Consider the following 22858-nt stretch of genomic DNA (forward strand, 5'->3'; position numbering starts at 1 on the left):
GCCGCCTACACTGGTGGAAAGAAAACCACGCGAAGGCTGATTAATACCAGCGAGGCCGACCCCAATAGCAGCCAAGGGCAGGGCGTTAATGGCTTTCGAGGATAGCGCTGCCAGCTTAGACGAACCAGTGCACAGATCATCAGCCCAAGCAGAGCGCCGCCGACCAGGTCACTAAACCAGTGCACGCCAATAACGAGCCGTGACAGTGCCATTGGCACCGCCAAAGCAATCGCCACCCAATAGATCCAGATACGTTTTTGGAGAGGTAGCTCTGAGGCAATAAACGCGGCGGCCAGGCCCAATATGACAACCGAGGTTGACGTATGGGCACTCGGATAAGAGAGCGAGCCGGTCAGGTAATCGGGGGTGTCAGGTCGAGCACGCCCGAAAATGGCTTTACCAAGCGTGTTAAGAAGCGCTACGCCTCCCACCGCCGCTCCCCAATGCAGCAAGGCATCCCATCTTCTATAAAAGATCATCCATAGTGCCCACGGCAGCAACAGGACGGCAATGCCCAGCTTGTCGCCAATCTTGGCAAATACGGCACCAATAGCGATAAGGGTGTCGCTTTGAAGCCAGCTAAAGAGCCGTTGGATATAGAGGTCGAGCGTCAATGGACCATTGTGATGCACAACCAGCAGTGTCCAACCCGAAAGGCAGGTTAAGGCAATAATAAATAGCAGCAGCGAAGCGAGAGGGACTTCGCCAGATTGGCTCATGACAAGCCAGGGTCGGCGCATAAACGGAATACGACGTGCCAGACGGGCGGTGGCAAGGTAGAGACGCCCATGACGGCCTACCTGTGCTCGCCCCCAGGAAAACACTACCGCGAGTACCACCACGCTGGCGGCTATTATGAGCAACGCTGTTTCGATGCCCGGGGGTAAATTAAGGTGTTCTTGCCATGTTCGTCCGAGCAAATAGCCTGGCAGTACATAGGCAGGTGCCCACAGTGCGGCAGATGTGATATTTGCCCATAAAAAATTACGGGGTGGCATCCGCATCATGCCCGCTATAAGCGGAATGACGGGTCTTACCGGGCCAACAAATCGGCCAATAAAGACCGAGTAAAGGCCGTAACGATCAAAAAAGCGAGAGCCTCTGCCTAGCCATTCTGGATGTAGGGAAAGTGGCCAGCGTTGAGTGATTTGTGCATGGTGGCGATAACCAAGCCTGAAACTAATGCCGTCGCCGATCACCGCGCCTAAAAAGGCGGCCATTACTAACCACACTATCCCGATAGACTCATGCCCCGCGAGGGAGGCCACTGCCGTAATCAGCACCACGCCGGGTACCAACAGGCCCACTAATGCTAACGATTCTGCAAGCGAAATGAGCAGCATCAGCAGAAGAAGCATGAAAGGCGAGAGCGAGAGCTGTTGAAAGGTTTCGACTAAAGACACGAGGGACTCCTTGAAGGGCGATACGCTGTCATCCGTTTGCCAGCGCATGAGCACGGGCGTGCAGGCGTTGTATATAGCGCTCGAAGCTCTCTTTATGAGGCAAACAAGCTGCAATGCGGGCTTCAAGATGACCGGTTTCAACCAATACACACTGGGAAAGTGCATGCTGTAGCCGCTCACGAACCAGCAGCGCACCGCTTTCGCTGGTGTCGGGCAGCACCAGCCAGAAGGTGGCCTCGCCAGCGCGCCCCAATATGTCATGATCACGGCAGCGACCTATCACTTCGCTACACAGTGTATCAAGTAGCGCGATTTTAGCTCGAGAGCCGAACTGCTCTTCGGCCATATCCAGCTGTGGCAGGTGAATGACCAGTACCGCTAAGCGCTTGTTAAGCATGGCAGCACGCTGAAATTCGTTGTTTAAGCGCTCCTTTAGCGTTTCGTAGTTGTAGGCGCGACAGTGACAATCATAGGGGTCGGTGGCCTGTAGTAATGCGCGGCGGCGAGCATGCTCCCATCGAGGGAGGGCCAGCAGTAAAAGCAAAATAACATAGCCGAGATAGAAGGGTGGCTCAGGTGTCGGGTGAGAGATAAACAACCAGACAAGGGGGCCAAGCACCCCCGTCAGCACCAAGGCAAGCCAAAGGGGTAAGAGTATAAAAGCAGAGGTGATGGGTAGGCCAAGCCAGATGGCTGATGCGTTAGAGATAGAAAGCGTACTTAATACCGTGAGGTAGGTGCTGCCTACCAGCAGTATTTGAGATATGTATCCCTTTAATCCCTGCCCTAAATGCATCAGTAGGGCCGCTAATAGCACCAGGGTAACAAACGCGGGTACCCATAAGCTCTGGTAGCTGCCCATTTTATAGAGCCATAACGCGTACCCCATCATTACTACCAGGCTGGTACTGTAAGTGATGATCATTAGCCGCTTGGAGAACGGATAGCTGTTCATGAGGAACCCAGCGTCTTGGGGGTATTGCAGAGGTGTTCAAGCGTTAAGGTTGAAGACTCAATATCCATTAGCGGCTCATGATGGCTCACCACATTTTCAGGAAGTGCTGCTTGGAGCTGCTTGCGACGGCGTGTGGCTTCTTGTGGCGAGCGAGAAAGCATCAAGGCGGCAAGCGTTGTGCTATTCAGACGATAGGTGTTCTCAAAGGAGTAGGTTAGCTCACAAAGCTTTTTTGCGGTGGGCCAAAGCTGGCGCCGCTTAACCTGCAATATAAATAGCTCTGCGTAGATAGCCTCGCGCTCAGAACGGGTTTGCTCACGAGGAAGATCGCGCAGCAACTGTTCGCCAGCCCAAAGATTAACCTTTGGGATAAGCCGCAAACGCTGGCCGATAGCCCCATTCATATCAACCAATTGGCGTGCGCTAGAAACCGCCAGTAAGCACAGTATGCCCAATAACAGCACTATTAGCCCCCCGGCTGGAAAGGACAATTGTGGCGCTATTAAGGCGCCGCTAAGTAGTGCGGCCATGGCATTAAGTACAAGAATCCAGCGCGCCTGGGGTAGTATGAATATAGCCGCCCACGCCCAGATCAACATATCATGCTGTTCTGGTGCGCTGGCAATTAATCCCAGCAGTAATAAGCCCGGCAGCACTTGCCAGGGCAGCCCTCTGGAGTGACGATGACTAAAGTCCAGAAGCAGCGCCGTAATGCAAAGCCAACTGACGGAGAGCCAAAGCAGCAGGATGGCCATGGGCTGTGCGCCCAACGTCCAGAACGCTAGTGCAGCCGCTGCGGCGAGTAAATTGGCTCTAAGCAAGTGAATTTTGTATTTGCTTTGCATGGTGGCTTACTATTCGCCTTCACGAACTCCATGTACGTTCCCCGTCGTCTAATCAGCGGTGACAGGACCAAGTGTGAAACTTAAAATGCTCATTATAACGTTTAAGTAGCGTAATATATTGCCTATTACTGGACACAATTACGACGCGCCTGACCAGATAAAATGATGGCGGCGTGCATGATGATAAAGGGAGACAGCATGAGCGTTTCAACGCCCTTACAAGATGAGGCTCAACAGCAACTCACCGCCGGTGATGTTCCCGCATACATGCAGGCGCTTGGAAAGGCAGCTCGTTCAGCCGCAAGTGAGCTACGTCGTGCCGATACCGGCATTAAAAATCGTGCCCTTGAGTCAATAGCGCAGCAGCTGATGACGGCTCGCGCGCGTATTTTAGACGCCAACGCTCAGGATATGCAGCGCGGTAAGGAAAATGGTCTGGATAGTGCGTTACTTGACCGCTTGGCGCTTGATGACGCCCGTTTTGATGCGATGATTGAAGGGCTGCGTCAAGTGGCCGCCTTGCCTGACCCGGTGGGTGAGATAGACGATATGAGCTACCGTCCCAGTGGCATCCAGGTAGGCAAAATGCGCGTGCCTTTAGGGGTCATTGGCATCATTTACGAATCACGCCCCAATGTAACGCTTGAAGCGGCCAGTTTGTGCTTAAAATCGGGCAATGCCTGCATTTTACGCGGCGGGTCAGAGGCGAGCGCGTCCAATCAAGCCATTGGCGAATGCATTACGCAAGGACTGCTGGATGTGGGGCTGCCTGCTAACTGCGTTCAGGTGGTGGCGACGACCGACCGTGCCGCTGTCGGCGCATTGATCAGCATGCCTGATTACGTGGATGTCATTATTCCGCGTGGTGGGAAATCGCTGATTGAGCGAATCTCGCGTGACGCTACAGTGCCCGTTATCAAGCACCTTGATGGTGTTTGTCACGTCTATATTGATACCACGGCGGATCCAGCTAAAGCCTTGGCTATCGCGGTCAATGCTAAAACGCACCGTTACGGCACCTGCAATACCATGGAAACACTTCTGGTTGATGCGCCAGTGGCTGATTTGCTGTTGCCAGAGCTGGCGCGGGCTTACGCAGGACATGAGGTTGAGCTACGAGGCTGTGAACGCACTCAAGCGCTGCTTCCTCAGGCCTTGGCGGCATCCGAGGAAGATTGGTACGCCGAATATCTTGCTCCGGTATTAGCGATCAAAATAGTGGATGGCGTGGAAGAGGCGATTGCGCATATTGAGCGCTATGGCTCGCACCATACCGACGCTATTGTGACCCAGGACTACTCTCTGGCGCGCCGTTTTATGGCCGAGGTGGACTCAAGCTCTGTGATTGTGAATGCCTCAACCCGCTTTGCCGATGGGTTCGAGTATGGGTTAGGTGCTGAAATTGGCATTTCGACCGATAAGCTGCATGCACGAGGGCCGGTGGGGTTGGAAGGCCTTACCACGCGTAAATACGTTGTATTCGGCGATGGCCAGGTTCGCCAATAAGGCGTGTACGCTATGAGTTTTGCAGCGCTATGAGTGGTAGGTCGATATGAATTCAGTACCCATAAAAGCAGGCATGCTGGGAGGGACATTTGACCCTATTCACCATGGCCATTTGCGCAGTGCTTTGGAAGTGCGAGAAGCATTGGGCCTTGACCAGTTGCATATGATACCGGCGCCAAAACCACCTTTACGTGGTGCACCACAAGTGTCGGCAGAGCAACGAATGGCGTTGTTACAAGCCGGGATTGGCACTACGCCTGGGCTTTACGCGGATAACCGTGAGCTGCGCCGCGAAGGGCCATCCTACAGCGTTGATACGCTTGCTGAACTGAGGGCTGAATATGGTGAACAGGCACGTTTAGTCATGGTGATTGGGTTTGATGCCTTTTTACGCCTTCCTCAGTGGCAGCAGGTTGACACGTTGTTTTCCCTCGCTCACTTGGTAGTGATGGCTAGGCCTGGCTATCAAACACCCTGGTCTGATGAATTAAGGGAACTGGTAGGACAACGTGAAGTCGAAGGCGTGGACTCGCTGATGCAGCGCCCCAGCGGTGGCGTTTTACTGCTGTCGCTCCCTTCGATGATGGCAATTTCAGCGACCTATATTCGTCAGCGGCTGCGTGAGGGAAAAAGCGTTCGGTATTTGCTCCCGGAAGCGGTTGAAGAGGCCATTTTACATAAAGGCTTTTACCAGGACGTTGAATAGCGCTGGTAGTCACGCAAGAAGCCGTTACAATGGCCCGCTTTGCTAGCCGAACACCATACGAGGTTATCTGCAGGAGTCATGCACATCGATACACTGAAAAGCCTAGCGCTTGATGCGTTAGAAGACCTTAAAGCACGCGATATCACTCAACTGGACGTTTCCAGCTTAACTGAGGTTACCGACCTTATGTTGATTGCTAGTGGTACGTCTACCCGGCATGTTGCGGCACTTGCGCAAAACGTCGTAGAAAAAGCCAAGGCAGCCGGTCTTGCGCCGCGCGGTGTTGAAGGCGGTGATAATGCGGATTGGGTATTGGTCGACCTGGGTGACATTGTTGTTCATATCATGATGCCGGAAGCCCGTGCACTTTATGACCTTGAACGCCTCTGGGCAGACCTGCCTAGCGATGCAAGCATGACGGATGAGGCACGCACGCTTTTTGAAGAGCGAGCCACGATGTCATGAGAATAAGGCTGTTGGCGGTAGGTACGAAAATGCCTGCTTGGGTTGAAGAGGGCATTGAAACCTACCGTAAACGGCTCCCTCGGGATTTCAGCCTTGAAATAGAAGAAATCCCGCTTGGCCAGCGCGGTAAAAATGCAGATATTGCCAAAGCGCGTGCTCAAGAGGCTCAACGCATTCGCGATAAACTGCGGGGTGATGAGTATCTGGTTGCGCTGGAAGTAAAAGGCAAACCCTGGACAACCGAACAACTGGCCCAGGAAGCGGATAGCTGGCGTATGGAGGGCCGCGATATTGTATTGCTGGTCGGTGGGCCTGATGGTCTTGAACCTTCCCTCTCTGCGATAGCCGATAAAGCGTGGTCATTGTCACCGTTAACGCTGCCGCACCCGTTAGTTCGTATCATGCTGGCCGAGCAGCTTTATCGTGCCTGGACGCTATTAGTTGGTCACCCCTACCACCGTTAACGGCTCAAAAGGTGGTGGTATTTGTTGGCTGTGTTGCGTCAATCGTCTGATTTGAGAGTCATCTGTTGCCATGCCCCAGCGCCGTGACACGCTAAAAAATTCTGAGCAAGAGTTGCGCATTTTTCGTGTCAGAACACTTCTTGCCGTTCTGGTCGTTATAACGCTTACCGGTCTTCTGGTAGGGCGTTTAGGCTACTTACAAATTGTTCAACATGAAATTTACACCACGCGGTCAGAAAAAAACCGTGTGCGTGTTGAGCCGCTGCCACCTAATCGAGGTTTGATTTATGACCGAAATGGTGTGCTGTTAGCTGAAAACCGGCCTACTTATAACCTGACGCTGGTGCGTGAGCGTGTTGATGACCTTGATGCAACGCTGGCCCTGTTAGTGGAATTGCTGGAACTGCCAGAAGAAGATATCGAGGCCTTTAACGTACGTTCACGCCAACGACAGCGTCCTTTCCAACCTGCGCTCTTAATGAGCGATTTGAGTGAAGCCCAAATTGCTCGGCTCGCGATTAATCGCCACCGCCTGCCAGGCGTTGAAGTCGAAGCCCAACTGCTACGTTACTATCCCGATTCAAACGTTATGGCCCATACGCTGGGCTATGTAGGGCGTATTAATGTTGATGAGCTGCAAAATTTGGATGCCGGCCGTTATGCCGGCACCCACTTTATTGGTAAAACCGGCATTGAACGCTTCTATGAAGAGGAGCTTCATGGCGAAGCAGGCCTGCGTAAAGTCGAAACCAACGCCCGAGGGCGAGTATTAAGAGAGCTGGGCCGCACCGATCCAGTGCCTGGGAAGAACATAACGCTGACAATTGATAAGTCGCTACAAACGCTTGCCTACGAGTTAATGGATGGGCGGCGTGGGTCGATCGTCGCTATTGCGCCTGCAACGGGCGAGATTCTGGCCATGGTGTCGACGCCTGGATTTGACAGCAACCAGTTTGTGACCGGGATCGATGTCGCCTCCTATCGCGGCTTGCAGAACGACTTGGATTTACCTCTTTTTAACCGCTCTATTCGTGGCCACTATCCACCAGGTTCGACCATTAAACCCTTTTTAGCCCTCGCGGGACTGGCTGAGGGGGTTATTACCCCAGACAGCACGATTAGCGACCCAGGCTATTATCAACTGCCTAATGACTCCCGACGTTACCGGAACTGGTTGCGCTGGGGGCACGGTCGTGTGGATTTAGAGCGTTCATTAGCAGTCTCTAATAATACTTACTACTACACATTGGCCCATGATTTAGGTATCGATAATCTGCATGAACGGATGAATGGGTTCGGATTCGGGCGACGAGTCGCCTACGATGTTCAGGGGGAAAGCACTGGGCTGATGCCGTCTCGCGAATGGAAACGGGAGCGTTTTAACCAGCCGTGGTATCCCGGCGAAACCTTGTCAGTAGGTATTGGCCAAGGTTACTGGCAAGTAACGCCCTTGCAACTGGCAAGCGCAACGGCAACGCTTGCCAACCGGGGCCACTGGGTAAAACCCCGCTTAGCTCTCCAGGTGGGCGATACGCTGCTTCGTGAAGATTTACCCGACACGCTGGACGATATTCAGCTGGAAAATGATGCCTGGTGGGACCGGGTATTTAGCGGTATGGAGAAAGTGCTCACCGGTAGCGAAGGCACTGCACGGCGGACTGGCGTTGGCCTTGAGTATCGAATGGGCGGCAAATCGGGAACGGCTCAGGTGTTTTCTTTGGGCCAGGACCAGCGCTATAACGCCGATGAGCTTGAGGAACGCTTGAGAGATCACGCCTTGTTTGTAGCGTTTGCGCCGGTTGATTCCCCCCAAATTGCCGTGTCGGTTATCGTTGAAAATGCGGGCGGCGGCAGTACCCATGCAGCGCATTTGGCGCGCGCCATGACCGATGCATGGCTTTTAAAAGATGAAGCGCCTGACGCAGATGATGTACGCGACGTGTTGGAAGAAGATACCGCTCAAGTGGAGGGGAACTGACCTATGCCCTGGCAGACGCTTACCCGCCCATTGCGTCGTTATCCCGTTCGACCGCCCGATAGCGGTATCGCGCGACGTAAAAGTATTTGGGAACGCATCCATATTGACCCTTGGTTATTAGGCCTTTTATTGGTCTTAATGGTGGGTGGCCTACTGGTTTTATATAGTGCGTCTGGCCAGCGTATTGAGTCGGTAATCGCTCAGGCGATGCGGTTTGGCGTTGCGCTGGCAGTGATGGCATTATTGGCGCAGCTGTCACCGACCACGTTTTTACGCTGGGCACCCTTTGCCTATGGCGCAGGGGTCATCATGTTATTGGCAGTGGAAATTGCCGGTGATATTGGCATGGGGGCTAAGCGCTGGCTTGAGATCCCTGGCGTTATCCGATTTCAGCCCTCAGAGATGATGAAGCTAGCGGTTCCGTTAATGGTGGCTGCCTATTTGAATCGTTGCCAGCTTCCACCGCGATTAAAGGATATTGTGGTGTGCGCGGTGATCATTGGTGTGCCGGTTGTATTGACCGCTATTCAGCCGGACCTGGGTACATCGTTACTGGTGGCCAGTGCGGCTGTCATCGTGGTTTTGCTCGCGGGTCTTTCATGGCGCTTGATTGGATTTGTTGGTGGATTGTTGGCTGCGTGCGTGCCGCTTTTGTGGATGAACATGCACACTTACCAACGTCAGCGGGTATTAACCTTTCTTGATCCAGAAAGCGACCCACTAGGCTCGGGTTGGAATATTATTCAGTCAACCACGGCCATTGGTAGTGGAGGGCTATGGGGAAAGGGGTGGCTGGGGGGCACGCAGTCGCAGCTTGAATTTCTGCCTGAGCGGCATACTGATTTTATTATTGCCGTATTGGGTGAAGAGTTTGGGCTTATCGGGATGCTGGTTTTATTGGCGCTTTACTTGATGATCGTAGGTCGCGGTATTTGGTTGGCGGCTTCTTCACAGGATACGTTTGGACGTCTTTTTGCCGGTAGTATCATTCTCACCTTTTTCATTTATGTGTTTGTCAACGTGGGGATGGTTAGCGGTATTTTACCCGTGGTAGGCGTGCCGCTGCCCTTGGTGAGTTATGGCGGCACCTCTAGCGTGACCTTGTTGGCAGGGTTCGGTATTCTCATGTCTATTCATGCCCATCGTCGGCTATTGCCACGTTAGTATTTCAGTCAGGACGGTGTGTTTTCAAAGGAGTGGTGAGTTGATAAAAAGGGCCCGAAATAAAGCTGGCAGTTGCCTTGTTGCCGCGCTAATAGCGTGTTCGATGCCTGCCGTATTCGCTGAGGAGCATTCGGCGGAAGGGGTGGACCTGCAACATAATGAACGCACCCAGGTATTGGTAGATGAGTTAATCGCCCAAGGCATACCGGAAGCGTGGTTACGTGATGCTTTCTCTCAAGCCGCATATTCTCAAGCGGTGCTGGATGCCATGGAAGGCGCGGCAGAGCGCCGCTTAAAGTGGCACGAGTATCGCGATATATTTTTAACTGAGCAGCGTATCGAAGAGGGCGCTGCCTTTATGCAAGCACACGCTGAGACCCTGGCACGTGCGGAAGATGTTTATGGCGTGCCGGGTAATGTTATTACCGCCATTATTGGCGTAGAGACGTACTATGGCCGCCATAAAGGGCGCCATCGCGTGCTGGATTCACTGGCTACGCTGGCGTTTTATCACCCCAGTCGAGGGGATTTTTTCCGAGGTGAGCTAGCCGCCTTTTTACAGATCGCCTATGAGCAAAAGGTCGACCCGGCTGAACTTTATGGCTCGTATGCAGGCGCAATGGGATATCCTCAATTTATTCCCACTAGTTACCAGGCCTATGCCGTTGATTTTGACGATGACGGCATTCGTGATTTATGGGAAAACCCAGTGGATGCCATCGGTAGCGTCGCGAATTATTTTGCTGAGCATGGCTGGCGGCACAATGGTGCCATTTATCATGAAGCAACGGGACCGGAAGTGTTGCCCCAAGCGCTGACGTTTAACCAAACGTCTTCGCCGACCATGAGTGTGGCCGAGACAGCCCAGCAAGGGATTGAACCGCAAGAAGCGCTTACTGATACCTTGTTTGTGATGCCCTTGGTGTTTGAGATGGATGATGGACAGCTACGCTATCGGCTGGGTGAAAACAACTTTTATGTTATTACACGCTATAACCACAGTCATTTATACGCCATGGCAGTGACAGAGTTAGCTGAGGCCATTCAACAGCAGGCTGAGGAACAAGGATGAGCATGTTGCAACCAAGGACCTGGCAAGTAGGCAGTATGATCGCCTTGATAATAGTGGTAAGCGGTTGCGCGAACCGTGAAGCTCAGCGCGTTGCTACGCCATCTCAAACTCACCCTGACGCTGCTGCACCCGCCGCAAGTACTACTGCCAGTGGAGGTGGGCGCTATGCCATGCATGGGGATGCGTATCCTGTTGCGCCGCCGGATGTATCCACCGTGCCGGATGCTGTACCACGTAATGAACCGCGTTCTGCAGGAGGCAACCGTCCAACCTATGAAGTATGGGGTGAAAAGTACCATGTAATGCCGGATGCTTCTGGCTATGCCAAGCAAGGTTTAGCTTCGTGGTACGGCGAAAAATTTCATGGCTATGCGACCTCAAATGGCGAGATTTACGACATGTATAAAATGTCGGCGGCGCATCGCTCGCTACCGTTGCCCACCTTTGCACGCGTTACCAGCCTGGACAGCGGGCAGTCAGTGATTGTCCGTGTTAACGACCGTGGTCCTTTTCATAGCGATAGAGAGATAGATCTTTCATACGCAGCCGCCGCCCGGTTGGGTATATTGGATAATGGTACAGGACGAGTAAAAGTCGAGGCCATTGAGCCTGATCGTTGGCTAGCTGAGCGCGGCGGGGCGCCCGCGAGTGCTGCGCCCGTTGCCGAGTCCGCATCGTCAGCCGCTACGCAACGTGCGCCTGCAGCCGTACCGCAAACAGCCCCGTCTGTGTCCTCTAATAACCCCTCTGAGGGTGAGGTTTCAGGCGGCTATTACCTTCAGATTGCTGCGCTGGGAAGCGCTGATAGCGCTCGTAAGCTTAGCCAGCGATTGACAGACGAATTGCCTCACAGCGTTCGTGTAATGAATGAGGCTAACGTGCATCGTGTGCAGGTGGGGCCAGTAACACCGGCTCAAGAGACCCAGGCCCGGGAAGCGCTTCGTCAAGCGGGGTTTCCTCAAGTTTTTATCGTGAGATAATTCATTTTTTATATTCTTTGGTGCTTAGCGCCACTTTCTTGCAAGTGAGATGTTAGTGATGAATGTATTCGTGTCGATTCGCCGCTCTGCCCAATTATGTTTGTTTGCGGCCATGACGGCTGTTGCGTTGCCTGCTGCGGCTCAAGTCATACCTCAGCCGCAAACGATTATTCCAGCCGCCCCGCAGCTCGCTGCCAGTTCCTGGATTTTAATGGATGCCAATAGCGGGCGAATTCTGGTTGAACACAACGCAGACGAACGCTTGGCGCCTGCAAGCTTGACCAAGCTCATGACCGCCTACCTTGTCGAGCGTGAGTTGGATCGCGATACCATCGCATTGGATGATCTGGTCAATGTCAGTGAAAATGCCTGGCGGACTGGTGGCTCAAAAATGTTTATTGAAGTGGGTAACCAGGTCCCCGTCGAGGAGTTGCTGCACGGCATTATTATTGTGTCAGGTAACGATGCCAGCGTGGCTATGGCAGAGCACTTGGCTGGTGGGGAGGCTCCTTTTGCTGACTTAATGAACCAGCATGCGGCTCGACTGGGGATGGAAAATACCCACTTTGAAAATGCAACGGGTCTTCCTTCTGATAATCACTATTCAACAGCGCATGACTTGGCGCGACTTTCACGTCATATCATCAATGATTACCCTGAACACTATGCGATCTACTCGCAGCGCCACTTTTCCTATGGTGGAATTGATCAGCCCAACCGTAACCGCCTGTTGTGGCGTGACCCGTCAGTAGATGGTTTGAAAACGGGTTGGACAGATGCTGCGGGCTACTGCCTGGTGTCGTCAGCTGAGCGCGATGGCATGCGGCTTATTTCGGTTGTGATGGGCACCAATTCGGATGAAGCGCGCGCACAGGAAACTCAGAAGCTTTTAAGCTATGGTTTTCGTTTCTACGAAACCATGAACCTCTACGAGCGTGGTGCTGTGCTTGCAACGCCGCGTGTTTGGGGTGGTGACATTAACGAATTGCGTGCGGGGGTGGATGAAGAAGTGTTTATGACCCTTCCGCGTAACCGTAATGAAGAGCTGCGTGCTCGTCTTAATCTACACTCTGATTTACAAGCACCTATTGCGGTAGGTGATGATGTGGGCACGCTAGAGGTCTACTTGGGTGAAGAGATGGTTGGCGAACGCCAGTTGGTAGCGCTTGAAAATGTGGAAGAGGGCGGGCTGTTTAAACGCCTTTTTGATCAGGTTCAGCGCTTCTTCAGCGGTTTAATTGCGAACTTCACTGACTAAGTGATTTGGCTCAGGTGCGTCCTGGGCCTTTTTTACCTTCAATAAAAGGCGCGTTATGACTAAGGATACGAAAAAGGGATTTCGAGACCTGCGCGAGCCGGTGGCAGAAGAAACCCCCAAGATCACTTTTCCTTGTGACTACTCTTTAAAAATAGTGGGTGATGCTGCTGAGGATTTTACGGCTTGTGTTTGTCAAATCGTGGTGCGTCACGCACCGGATTTTGATGAATCGACGCTGCAAGTGGTGGATAGTCGAAACGGTCGTTTTCAATCCGTTCGCATCACGATTAATGCGACCAGCGAGCAGCAAATTAGCCAGCTGTTTGAAGAGCTAAAAGCCACTGGCCGTGTTCATATGGTGGTGTGAGTGAGTCGTTCTGCACCTGTTGAGCTGCACTGCTTGGGTCGCAGGCCGTATCTGCCCGTTTGGGAAGAAATGCGCGCCTTGACGGATTCTCGTGACAGTGAGACGCCGGATCAGTTCTGGCTGGTAGAGCATGACGCTGTCTTCACCCAAGGGCAGGCAGGCAAACCTGAACATCTATTGATGCCAGGCGACATACCGGTGGTGCAAACCGACCGTGGTGGGCAAGTAACGTATCATGGCCCAGGGCAGATAGTGCTGTATCCGCTATTGGATGTTCGGCGCAGTAAAATAGGCGTGCGTGACCTGGTGTCTGCACTGGAAAATGCAGTCATTACGGTGTTAGCCGACTATGGCGTCAGTGCACATGCGCGCCCAGATGCACCGGGTGTGTATGTCAAAAGCCCGATGGGCGAGGCCAAAATAGCGTCGTTGGGTTTGCGAATTCGGCGGGGAGCCAGTTACCACGGCGTCGCGTTGAATGTGGATGGAGACCTTTCTGCTTTTCAGCGCATCAATCCCTGTGGCTACGCAGGTATGGCGGTCACTCGCTTGGCTGATCTTGTTGCTTTGCCTAATGAGCATTACGTAGGCCAACAACTGGCATCTGCGCTGGCACTAAAGTTAAACAGAGAGCTGGTGACTATCGGCTAATCGCAGTGGTTTCTATAGAGCAGACAATGGTAGTACATAAAAAGAAGCCGCCGCGATAGTTAATATTCGTGGCGGCTTCTTGTTTTAAACTTACTCTGATCAAGCCCGTGCTTAATTCTGTTTCAGCCTACATTTAGGGCGGGAATAATATTAGGGTCAGACTCCTGGCCGGGGATCGCTGCCGGTGAGGCCAGCCCGAGGTTGTTCTTTTCGAACACTCGGTCAGCGCGATAGCTTGAACGAACCAGCGGGCCAGAAGGCACTTCCATAAAGCCTTTTTCAAGCCCTAGCACACGGTAGCGATCAAACTCTTCAGGGCTTACCCAGCGCTCAACCGGCAAGTGGTTTTTCGTGGGGCGCAGGTACTGGCCGAGTGTCACAATATCGACACCAATTTCACGAAGATCATCAAACGTTTGCAGGATCTCCTCATCGGTTTCGCCAAGGCCCAGCATAATACTGGTTTTGGTAATGACATCGGGGCGATGCTTTTTCGCGTAGGCCAGAACGTCGAGTGTTTTACGATAGCCTGCACGGGGGTCGCGAACCCGGCTGGTCAGGCGTTCAACGGTTTCGACATTTTGCGCAAACACTTCAAGGCCCGAATCCACAACGCTCTCAATGGCTGCGTGTTCACCATCGAAGTCAGGCGTCAGCGCTTCAACGACCACGTCTGGTGTACGCGCTTTAATAGCACGGATACAGCTTGCGTAATGGCTCGCACCGCCATCGTCCAGATCATCGCGATCAACCGATGTTAGGACGATATAGCGAAGCCCCATTAATTCGACGGACTTGGCGGTGTTTTCGGGCTCTTCGTGGTCCAGCCAGCCTTTGGGGTTGCCCGTATCAACGGCGCAGAAACGGCATGCGCGGGTACACACAGACCCCATCAGCATGATGGTGGCAGTTCCATTGCTCCAACACTCGCCCATGTTAGGGCAGTGTGATTCAGCACAGACGGTACTTAGACGATGCTCAGAGACATTGCGCTTAACGGCTTCAAAGCGCTCGCCACCGGGAATTTGAGCGCGCAGCCATTTGGGCTTGCGTTCAAGAGACGGGGCTTCAGCCTGCGCGCTGCGCACCTTCATGCCATCCTTGATCGCCGTTGTGCCGTGTTCATTACGGAATTTCTGGCCGCTGGGTACACGCTGTGTGGGGTTGTTGCTCATAGGAATAGAGCCTCTCTACTGTGCGGCAGGCAAGGCTTATCATAGAAACTTAAGCGCTTGCCCCCCAATCATGCCGATTAATACGTTGCCAATTAACAGATTACTAATTAATACATAGGTAGTAGGTGTAATGTAACATATCTGGTGATTAACAAGACACCGTCAACTTAGCTTACAGGCATGGGCAAACAGGCAACACCGTGGCTTGGTAAGGGGCTAGGAGATGCTGCAAAGTAGTCTTGATACTCAGTGACATGCTCGCGAATAAACCGCATGAAAAGCTCAGCCACAGGTGTGGGAAAGCGTTCAAGGCGATAAACCGTGCACCATGCTCGGCGAATGGGAAAATCCGGTAGCGGAAGTTCAAACAAAAGACCCTGCTCAAGCTCTAGCTGTACGGCAAGCCGTGGCAGCACGGCCACGCCTAAATGCGCCATAACCCCTTGCTTGATGGCTTCGTTAGTACCGAGTTCAATACGATGCGGCAGCGCGACTTTTTGATAAGCAGCAAGCTGTTCAAAGGCATTGCGCACGCCGGAGCCTGGCTCGCGCATTAACACATAATGGCGGGAAAAATCAGCCAGAGTAGGCGTCAGCATGGCGAGTAAAGGGTGGTCAGGCCATACCACTGCTATTAGTTCATTATCGATGATGGGCGTCACGACTAAGCGATCATCCTCGGGCACCATGGCCATAATCACCAAGTCATCTTGCTGTTCGGCCAAGCGCTCAAGCGCCTGGCTACGGTTACACACCTTTAAGCGCACATGAATATCAGGGTAGCTTGCGCGAAAGCGGGCCAGTATATACGGCACGATATACTGCGCTGACGACACGGCGGCCAGGTTGAGCTCCCCGGAAATTTTTCCATTGATGTCTGACAGGTTCATCTGCAACCGGGAGAGCTGGCTAAAGATTTCTCTTGTTGATAGCGCCAGCGTATCGGCGGCAGGCAGCACATGCAGCGTTTTTCCCGCATATTTAAACAGCGGCTGGCCAAGTGCCTGCTCCAGTTGGCGTATCTGAGCGCTGACGGCGGGTTGGGTAAGCCCTAGCTGTTCTGCTGCGCGTGAGTAAGAGCGTTGGCGATATACCGCCTGGAAGACTTGTAATTGACGAAACGTTAGGCGATTGAGCAGCTTAGGGGATGACATAACAACCTCAAGAGAATTGCCCTCCGGCGGCGAATAAGACGGCGAGCGCGACGAATGACTAACGCTGCCTAAAAATGCTACCACTGTTTATGCCTGCCGTGTCGCTAGTTTGCAGCGCTTGCGGTAAATCAGTGGTGTTACCCATCGACGTCTGTTGAGAAGTGGCTTAAGCTATATTGCATCGCAGCATCATGGTTTTTAGGTTGATCGCCAGCGCATTCACCCTAGGGAGACTCTATGAATTTTCTCGCCAACCCTTTGCTTACCGCTAACTCGTTAACACGTACCTTTTGGGGGCAGTCAAACGACTCCTCCACGCTGCTACCGGGCAGTGAGACGCTGTCCTCTTTCATGGACCCCTTTGGGTTTGGACGTGCCGCGGCCGATTACTGGCGAGATAGCGTTGAGCGTAGCGTGCTCTATTGGGATGTAATGCGTGAGCGTGGCAACCAGTATCTGGAGCACATGGAACAAACCAAGCCGAGTGTGCTTGGGTTTAAAACCGAAGTGCTGCTTGATGGTCGCACGCTTGCCCAGCCGACCAACTATGAATTGCTGCGTGTATTGCCCCCTGAAGATACCGTCACTGACCCCCGCAAGCGCCCGTTCGTGGTGGTTGACCCGCGTGCAGGGCACGGTCCTGGTATTGGTGGCTTTAAGCCTGACAGTGAGTTAGGCGTGGCGTTAAAAGCAGGGCACCCTTGCTACTTTATCGGCTTCTTGCCCTTCCCTGAACCGGGGCAAACGGTTGAGGACGTTGTCGAGGCAGAAGTTGCTTTTCTACGCCATGTGATTGAGCTGCATCCTGATATAAGCGAAAAGCCCATGGTGGTAGGCAATTGCCAAGCGGGCTGGCAGTTGATGATGGCGGCCGCACTTGAGCCGGACGTTTTTGGGCCTATCTTGATCGCGGGGGCGCCGCTCTCTTACTGGGCGGGGGAGCATGGCAATGCGCCCATGCGTTATACCGGCGGCATGACGGGGGGGAGCTGGATCACCGCATTCACCAGTGATATGGGTAACGGCTTATTCGATGGCGCTTGGTTGGTGCAAAACTTTGAGCGCTTGAATCCTGCCAATACGTACTGGAAAAAGCAGTACCACCTGTACGCTAACATCGACACAGAAACTGAGCGTTATCTTGATTTTGAGCGCTGGTGGGGCGGGCACGTGGTTCTGGGTGGCGAAGAAATCCAGTACATCGTCGATAATTTATTTGTCGGTAACCGGCTGTCGACGGCCCAACTGGTAACCCGTGACGGGCGGCGGATTGATCTGCGTAATCTACGTTCACCGGTGGTGGTGTTCTGTTCGCGTGGTGACGACATTACCCCGCCCCCTCAGGCGCTGGGCTGGATCCGTGATTTATACGAAGATACCGACGATATCATCGCCAACGACCAAACCATCGTCTACTGCATGCATGATACGACCGGCCATTTGGGGATCTTTGTATCCGGCAGCGTATCCCGCAAAGAGCACTCTGAGTTTACCGCCAATATGGACTACATCGATGTGCTGCCACCGGGGCTGTATGAAACCTCGGTTACCGAGGCGCCAGAGGGTAGCGATGCCGCGCTGTACGAGCGTGACTACTTATTGGAATTTACGCCGCGTAACTTTGAAGAGCTGGATCGTGAAGTGCAGCATGATGCGGACGATGACCGGCGTTTCGCGACGGTTGCCCGAATTTCCGAGATAAATTTGGGCTTGTATCGTTTGTATGTGCAGCCCTGGTTGCAGGCCATAATGACGCCAGAAGCAGCGCGCTTTATTCGGCGTATGCATCCTATCCGCTTGGGCTACAAGCTGCTGTCGGACCGCAATCCTTTATCTGTCCCCCTGCCGGTAATGGCGGAAGCAATACGCAAGAACCGTCAGGAAATTGGTCCAGACAATCTCTTTAAAGCGCTAGAGACGATGCACTCTGACCAGATCGTCGCCGCATTGAGTGCCTGGCGCGATCTGCGTGATAGCAGTACAGAGCGTCTGTTTATGGATGTCTATGGCCAGCCACTGCTACAGGCGGCTGTCGGGCTTTATGGTGATGCGCATGTACACCGTCGGAGGCCGGGCGCTGAGCCTGAGCATCGTCGCTTCCTGGCGCGGCGCCGGGAAGAGTTAGGTAAGCGCATTGCTCAAGGGGGCGCGCATGAAGCGATTATGCGTTCATTAATCTACGTGTTGGGTGGAGCACCCTCCACCGATGAGCGCAACTTCAAGCAGTTACGTGCCACAAGGACGAAGCTTGAGTCAGACATCGAGCTTTGCGAATTCAAGCGCTTGGTGCGCGAGCAATTCTTTATTTTAAAACTTGATCGTGAAAGGGCGCTGAATACGCTACCTGAGTTACTGGCCGGTGAAAGCAACAGTGCGATTGATGGCTATATTAAAAACCTGGAGCAGGTGTTTGCAGCAAGCGGTGAGCTTACTGAACACGCGGCAGAACGTTTTGTACAGGTAAAAGCGTTGTTTGATAAAGCACGTCCGGCCAAGCCTGCGGTCAAAAAAACGGCCGTCAATAAGGCAACCACGGTTGAGAGCCCACCGAGTGAGGCCAAAAAGACCGACACGTCAGTGAGCCAAGGCAAGGTCTCCCGCAAACGTTAATCGGATCCTGATTGAAAAAGAACGCCTCTACTTTACCGTAGGGGCGTTCTGCTTATGAAAGAAATAGTAGGTTGCTGATCTCGTAACGTCAGTCTAGTGTCTAGCTACTTCGGTATAAAAAAGTAAGCTTTTCTCACTACTGTTCGGTTGACACTGGCGCTAAGTGGAGGCCTGGGGTAGGGTAGGCGCATTTTTTCATCCGTATGTTTGTCTCGGCGAGTGAAATAACGCCGCAAACTCAAAACCATGCGGTACCGTATTCAGAGCGCGGGCTCTCGGCCCAAGCAATAGAAAAGTGGAGCACTATGGGCAAGTCACTGGTCATCGTCGAGTCGCCAGCGAAAGCGAAGACGATTAATAAGTATCTCGGCAACGATTTCATCGTCAAGTCGAGCGTGGGTCACATTCGTGACCTGCCGACCAGCGGCTCGGGCAAGGCTGCTTCCGACCCCAAGGAGCGCGCTCGCCAAGCCGCGGCAACACGTAAAATGTCGGCGGAAGAGAAGGCAGAGTATAAAAAGCGCAAGAGCCACGATCAGTTAATTCGGCGTATGGGTATTGATCCCAACAACGGCTGGGAAGCCCAGTATGAAGTGCTGCCGGGCAAAGAAAAGGTAGTGGCTGAGTTAAAGAAGCTTGCTGAAAAGGCAGACGCCGTTTACCTGGCAACGGATTTGGACCGCGAAGGGGAAGCCATTGCTTGGCACTTGCGGGAAACCATTGGTGGAGACGACAGCCGTTATAAGCGTGTGGTCTTTAACGAAATTACTAAAAATGCGATTCAGGATGCGTTTAAAGCCCCTGGTGCGCTCAATATTCCTCGTGTAGAAGCTCAGCAGGCGCGGCGGTTCTTGGACCGCGTGGTGGGCTTTATGCTGTCGCCGCTGCTGTGGGCCAAAGTGGCCCGTGGCCTCTCCGCTGGCCGCGTTCAGTCGGTTGCGGTGCGCCTCATTGTTGAGCGCGAGCGGGATATTCGCGCGTTTATTCCTGAAGAGTTTTGGGATGTGCACGCGGATTTAGTCTCACCAGACGGCGAACTGGTACGCTTTGTGCTCGCCAAGCAGGATGGCAAGGCGTTCAAGCCAACGTCTGAGCAAGACACGATGTCGCGTATTGCGGCGTTGCGTAATGCAAAGCTTGCGATTACCTCGCGTGAAGATAAGCCGACCAGCTCCAAACCAACGGCGCCGTTTATTACCTCTACGCTGCAGCAGGCGGCCAGTGGGCGCCTGGGCTTCTCGGTCAAGAAAACCATGACCATGGCCCAGCGGTTGTATGAAGCGGGCTATATCACCTATATGCGTACCGACTCCACCAACCTCTCGAAAGATGCGGTTGAAAGTGCGCGTGAGTTTATTGGCAGCGAGTACGGCGAGCGCTACCTGCCCGAGGCGCCCAATCGCTATAGCAGCAAAGAGAGCGCTCAGGAAGCTCACGAAGCGATTCGCCCATCCAGCGTTGAGCGCAAGGCAACCGATTTAGTGGGTATGGAACGCGATGCTGAGCGTTTGTATGAGTTGATCTGGCGTCAGTTCGTCGCCTGCCAGATGACGCCGGCCGAATATCTGTCGAGCACATTGAGCGTTGAAGTGGATGGCTACGACCTACGCGCTAAAGGACGTGTTCTGAAGTTTGACGGCTATACGCGGGTCATGAAGCCGAGCGGTAAAAATGAAGACCAGACGCTGCCCGATTTGCCCAAAGGCACGCCGATGGCGATGGAAACGCTGGACCCTCAGCAGCACTTCACCAAGCCCCCGGCGCGTTATACCGAGGCAAGCCTGGTTAAAGAGCTTGAAAAACAAGGGATTGGCCGTCCTTCTACCTATGCGTCGATAATTTCGACGATCCAGGATCGCGGCTACGTGCAGCTGGAAAATCGGCGTTTTTATGCCGAGAAGCTGGGGGATATCGTTACCGAGCGCCTGAAAGAGTCGTTTCCTGACTTGATGGACTTCTCTTTTACCGCACGTATGGAAGATAGCCTGGATGAGGTCGCTGAAGGCGAACGCAACTGGCGAGCGCTACTCGATGCCTTCTATGGTGAATTTCGTGAAGAGCTGGCCAAGGCAGAAAGCGATGACGGGATGCGCCCCAACCAGCCCGTGCCAACCGATATTGACTGCCCCTCGTGTGGCCGCAAGATGCAGATTCGTACCGCGTCTACTGGGGTGTTTTTAGGTTGCAGTGGCTATAACCTGCCACCCAAAGAGCGCTGCAAAACCACGATCGATTTGATCCCGGGTGAGGAAGCAGTAGCGGCAGATGCCGGTGAAGAGGCCGAAACCAACGCCTTGCGTGCCAAGCATCGGTGCGATAAGTGCGGCACGGCAATGGATAACTACCTGATTGATGAAACCCGCAAGCTGCATATCTGCGGTAATAGCCCTGACTGTGATGGTTATGAAATAGAGCAGGGCAAGTTCAAGATCAAAGGCTACGACGGCCCGGTTATCGAATGCGATAAGTGCGGTTCACAAATGCAGCTTAAGTCCGGCCGCTTTGGCAAGTACTTTGGCTGTACCAATAGCGAGTGTAAAAACACTCGCAAGCTATTGAAAAGTGGTGAAGTGGCGCCGCCCAAGATGGACCCGATTCCGATGCCGGAACTTGCCTGTCAGAAAGTGGATGACCACTACGTATTGCGCGATGGGGCAAGCGGCCTGTTTTTAGCGGCCAGTAAATTCCCCAAAAATCGTGAAACGCGTCCGCCGTTGGTGAAGGAGCTGAAAGCTCATGCTGACGAGTTGCCTGAGAAGTATCACTTCATTCTCAAAGCGCCCAGTGAAGACCCGGACGGCCGCCCAACTCAAATTCGTTTTTCGCGTAAAAGCAAAGAGCAGTACGTGATGACCGATGAAGAAGGCAAAGCCACAGGGTGGAAAGCAACGTTCGATGCAGGCAAATGGCACGTAGAGGACAAGCGTAAATGAGCGACCGCTCCCGTACTAATCAACTGCTCTATCAGGCCGAGCTGCTGGTAAGTATGCCTGTTGGTGAGGATGAGCATGCGGTCGCTCGTCAAATGGCGCTCGAAGAGAGCGCCTTGGCCCTGTTTGAACTGGCGTTATGTTCGCTGCTGAAAGAAGTCACCGAACATGCTCGTCTGGAAAACCATGCCTGGCGTGAGTTATTAGCCCTTGATGGTCCGCCCATGGCAGAGCTTCAGCGGTTGCGCGATGTGAGGCGCGAGCCGGGTAGTTGGCTAAACTGGCTGGCGTTCAAATTAGAGCAGTTGCACAGCAGCGACGGGGCTGCACGACGCACCGTCACTAATCCCGCTATGATCGCCATGGGGAGCCAGAAAAGCTTGAGGGAACAATTGCTTGATTACGTAAGCGATGCAAAGCGGGAAATAGCCGCTCTAAGGGAGACAAGCCAGGAGTGGTAAGCATGCCTCATGACGAATCTATCCTGACCGGCTACGCTCATACAGCAGCATAATGTTGCCGAGATGATAGAACGACTGAAAAGGAGACGCGGATGCGCTACAACCAGGTCAAGGACTTAGTCGTATGGGCTGAAGGTTTTCACGAGCGTATGGCTCGTCAGTACAGCGAAGCGGCTGATAGGACAGATAATGAGCGTTTGAGCATGGTGCTGACTTATCTAGCTAGCCGAGAGCTTCGGATGCAGAAAGGGCTTGATGACTTGTTTCATGATGGTTATGACCATAGAGACGTGTTGGAGACCTGGTTTGATGAGTCAAGTGAGTTTCCCCAGCCACCTGAGCTTGAGCGCTTTACGGAAAAGTCTGAATGGAATTCAGTCGATGAAATAGCGCGCATGGCTGTTGAGTCCAATCGAAAGCTTCAAGAACTCTATGAGCATCGCGCTTCCAGAGCTGCTATACCGCCAGAAGCAGAGTTTTTTAATGCGCTGGCAGAGGGGCACGAAGCAGAAATTCGTAAGCTTGTCAGCAGTATGCAAAAGTTTGACGATATTTAGCGCTGCGTTGAATAGCGTTTCATTGGCAGGGCTTGGCGTGTCCACATGGTTAAATTGTTCTCAAAATCGCTGACAGACGCGGTGTATATAAGGTATAACACCTTCAAGAAATGCTTAGTTGGCCAGTGCTGAGCTAACCTGTTTTTGAGAGCTAACC

General features: G+C 53.2%; 20 protein-coding genes. 15 read left to right on the forward strand and 5 right to left on the reverse strand.

Going from position 1 to position 22858, the window contains the following annotated elements; genetic code table 11:
* Positions 1-5: 5 nt before the first annotated feature.
* Genes ACT3TY_RS07885 through ACT3TY_RS07895 form a run of 3 tightly spaced genes read right to left on the reverse strand, consistent with a single transcriptional unit; the run spans position 6 to position 3203 of the window.
* Complete coding sequence (locus tag ACT3TY_RS07885) at positions 6-1403, reverse strand: bifunctional DedA family/phosphatase PAP2 family protein (RefSeq protein ID WP_444627840.1); 1398 nt, start codon at positions 1401-1403, stop codon at positions 6-8.
* A 28-nt stretch (positions 1404-1431) separates the two neighbouring features.
* Positions 1432-2358 carry a diguanylate cyclase domain-containing protein gene (locus ACT3TY_RS07890; protein ID WP_444627841.1) on the reverse strand — a complete coding sequence of 309 codons (927 nt, stop codon included), beginning with the start codon at positions 2356-2358 and terminating at the stop codon, positions 1432-1434.
* Positions 2355-3203: a hypothetical protein gene (locus tag ACT3TY_RS07895; RefSeq protein WP_444627842.1), complete on the reverse strand. Its 849-nt coding sequence runs from the start codon at positions 3201-3203 to the stop codon at positions 2355-2357. The genes ACT3TY_RS07890 and ACT3TY_RS07895 overlap by 4 nt, the downstream gene beginning before the upstream one ends.
* A gap of 198 nt (positions 3204-3401) precedes the next feature.
* Between ACT3TY_RS07895 and ACT3TY_RS07900 the strand changes: the two genes are divergently transcribed.
* The 11 genes from ACT3TY_RS07900 (at position 3402) to lipB (ending at position 13814) form a co-directional block, all read left to right on the forward strand.
* Positions 3402-4709: a glutamate-5-semialdehyde dehydrogenase gene (locus ACT3TY_RS07900; RefSeq protein ID WP_441679480.1), complete on the forward strand. Its 1308-nt coding sequence runs from the start codon at positions 3402-3404 to the stop codon at positions 4707-4709.
* A gap of 46 nt (positions 4710-4755) precedes the next feature.
* Positions 4756-5415: a nicotinate-nucleotide adenylyltransferase gene (gene nadD, locus ACT3TY_RS07905; RefSeq protein ID WP_441679478.1), complete on the forward strand. Its 660-nt coding sequence runs from the start codon at positions 4756-4758 to the stop codon at positions 5413-5415.
* A gap of 78 nt (positions 5416-5493) precedes the next feature.
* Positions 5494-5880 carry a ribosome silencing factor gene (rsfS, locus tag ACT3TY_RS07910; RefSeq protein WP_193053138.1) on the forward strand — a complete coding sequence of 129 codons (387 nt, stop codon included), beginning with the start codon at positions 5494-5496 and terminating at the stop codon, positions 5878-5880.
* Positions 5877-6344: a 23S rRNA (pseudouridine(1915)-N(3))-methyltransferase RlmH gene (rlmH, locus tag ACT3TY_RS07915; RefSeq protein WP_193053137.1), complete on the forward strand. Its 468-nt coding sequence runs from the start codon at positions 5877-5879 to the stop codon at positions 6342-6344. Before rsfS ends, rlmH begins: the two co-directional genes overlap by 4 nt.
* A gap of 70 nt (positions 6345-6414) precedes the next feature.
* The gene (gene mrdA / locus ACT3TY_RS07920; protein WP_444627843.1) at positions 6415-8322 is read left to right on the forward strand and encodes a penicillin-binding protein 2; all 1908 of its coding nucleotides are present in this window, start codon (positions 6415-6417) and stop codon (positions 8320-8322) included.
* A 3-nt stretch (positions 8323-8325) separates the two neighbouring features.
* The gene (gene rodA, locus ACT3TY_RS07925; RefSeq protein ID WP_441679475.1) at positions 8326-9486 is read left to right on the forward strand and encodes a rod shape-determining protein RodA; all 1161 of its coding nucleotides are present in this window, start codon (positions 8326-8328) and stop codon (positions 9484-9486) included.
* A 103-nt stretch (positions 9487-9589) separates the two neighbouring features.
* Complete coding sequence (gene mltB / locus ACT3TY_RS07930) at positions 9590-10558, forward strand: lytic murein transglycosylase B (protein WP_444627844.1); 969 nt, start codon at positions 9590-9592, stop codon at positions 10556-10558.
* On the forward strand, positions 10555-11538 hold the full coding sequence (locus ACT3TY_RS07935) for a septal ring lytic transglycosylase RlpA family protein (protein ID WP_444627845.1): 984 nt from the start codon (positions 10555-10557) through the stop codon (positions 11536-11538). Before mltB ends, ACT3TY_RS07935 begins: the two co-directional genes overlap by 4 nt.
* Before the next feature lie 58 nt (positions 11539-11596).
* Positions 11597-12796 (forward strand): D-alanyl-D-alanine carboxypeptidase family protein, encoded by a 1200-nt coding sequence (locus ACT3TY_RS07940; RefSeq protein ID WP_441679484.1) that lies wholly within the window; start codon positions 11597-11599, stop codon positions 12794-12796.
* Between the two features lie 55 nt (positions 12797-12851).
* A complete protein-coding gene (locus ACT3TY_RS07945) occupies positions 12852-13163 on the forward strand; it encodes an HP0495 family protein (protein WP_193053132.1) in 312 nt (103 codons plus the stop codon).
* Positions 13164-13814 (forward strand): lipoyl(octanoyl) transferase LipB, encoded by a 651-nt coding sequence (lipB, locus tag ACT3TY_RS07950; RefSeq protein ID WP_444627846.1) that lies wholly within the window; start codon positions 13164-13166, stop codon positions 13812-13814.
* A gap of 122 nt (positions 13815-13936) precedes the next feature.
* Here lipB and lipA read toward each other — a convergent pair whose 3' ends face one another.
* Together lipA and ACT3TY_RS07960 are read right to left on the reverse strand one after the other, a co-directional pair.
* Positions 13937-14989, reverse strand: coding sequence for a lipoyl synthase (gene lipA / locus ACT3TY_RS07955; protein ID WP_441679469.1), 1053 nt, complete (start codon positions 14987-14989; stop codon positions 13937-13939).
* 167 nt (positions 14990-15156) lie between these two features.
* Positions 15157-16143, reverse strand: coding sequence for a LysR family transcriptional regulator (locus ACT3TY_RS07960; protein ID WP_172118374.1), 987 nt, complete (start codon positions 16141-16143; stop codon positions 15157-15159).
* A 237-nt stretch (positions 16144-16380) separates the two neighbouring features.
* Between ACT3TY_RS07960 and ACT3TY_RS07965 the strand changes: the two genes are divergently transcribed.
* The 4 genes from ACT3TY_RS07965 (at position 16381) to ACT3TY_RS07980 (ending at position 22701) form a co-directional block, all read left to right on the forward strand.
* On the forward strand, positions 16381-18753 hold the full coding sequence (locus tag ACT3TY_RS07965; protein ID WP_444627847.1) for a DUF3141 domain-containing protein: 2373 nt from the start codon (positions 16381-16383) through the stop codon (positions 18751-18753).
* A 305-nt stretch (positions 18754-19058) separates the two neighbouring features.
* Positions 19059-21686, forward strand: a complete 2628-nt coding sequence (gene topA, locus ACT3TY_RS07970) for a type I DNA topoisomerase (RefSeq protein WP_442353352.1) — start codon at positions 19059-19061, stop codon at positions 21684-21686.
* Positions 21683-22144: a DUF6586 family protein gene (locus ACT3TY_RS07975; RefSeq protein ID WP_087107522.1), complete on the forward strand. Its 462-nt coding sequence runs from the start codon at positions 21683-21685 to the stop codon at positions 22142-22144. Before topA ends, ACT3TY_RS07975 begins: the two co-directional genes overlap by 4 nt.
* 92 nt (positions 22145-22236) lie before the next feature.
* Positions 22237-22701 (forward strand): hypothetical protein, encoded by a 465-nt coding sequence (locus tag ACT3TY_RS07980; protein ID WP_087107520.1) that lies wholly within the window; start codon positions 22237-22239, stop codon positions 22699-22701.
* Positions 22702-22858: the final 157 nt, after the last annotated feature.

The sequence above is a fragment of the Halomonas sp. AOP22-C1-8 genome, assembly GCF_052378905.1.
In the GTDB taxonomy this organism is placed as follows: domain Bacteria; phylum Pseudomonadota; class Gammaproteobacteria; order Pseudomonadales; family Halomonadaceae; genus Vreelandella; species Vreelandella citrativorans.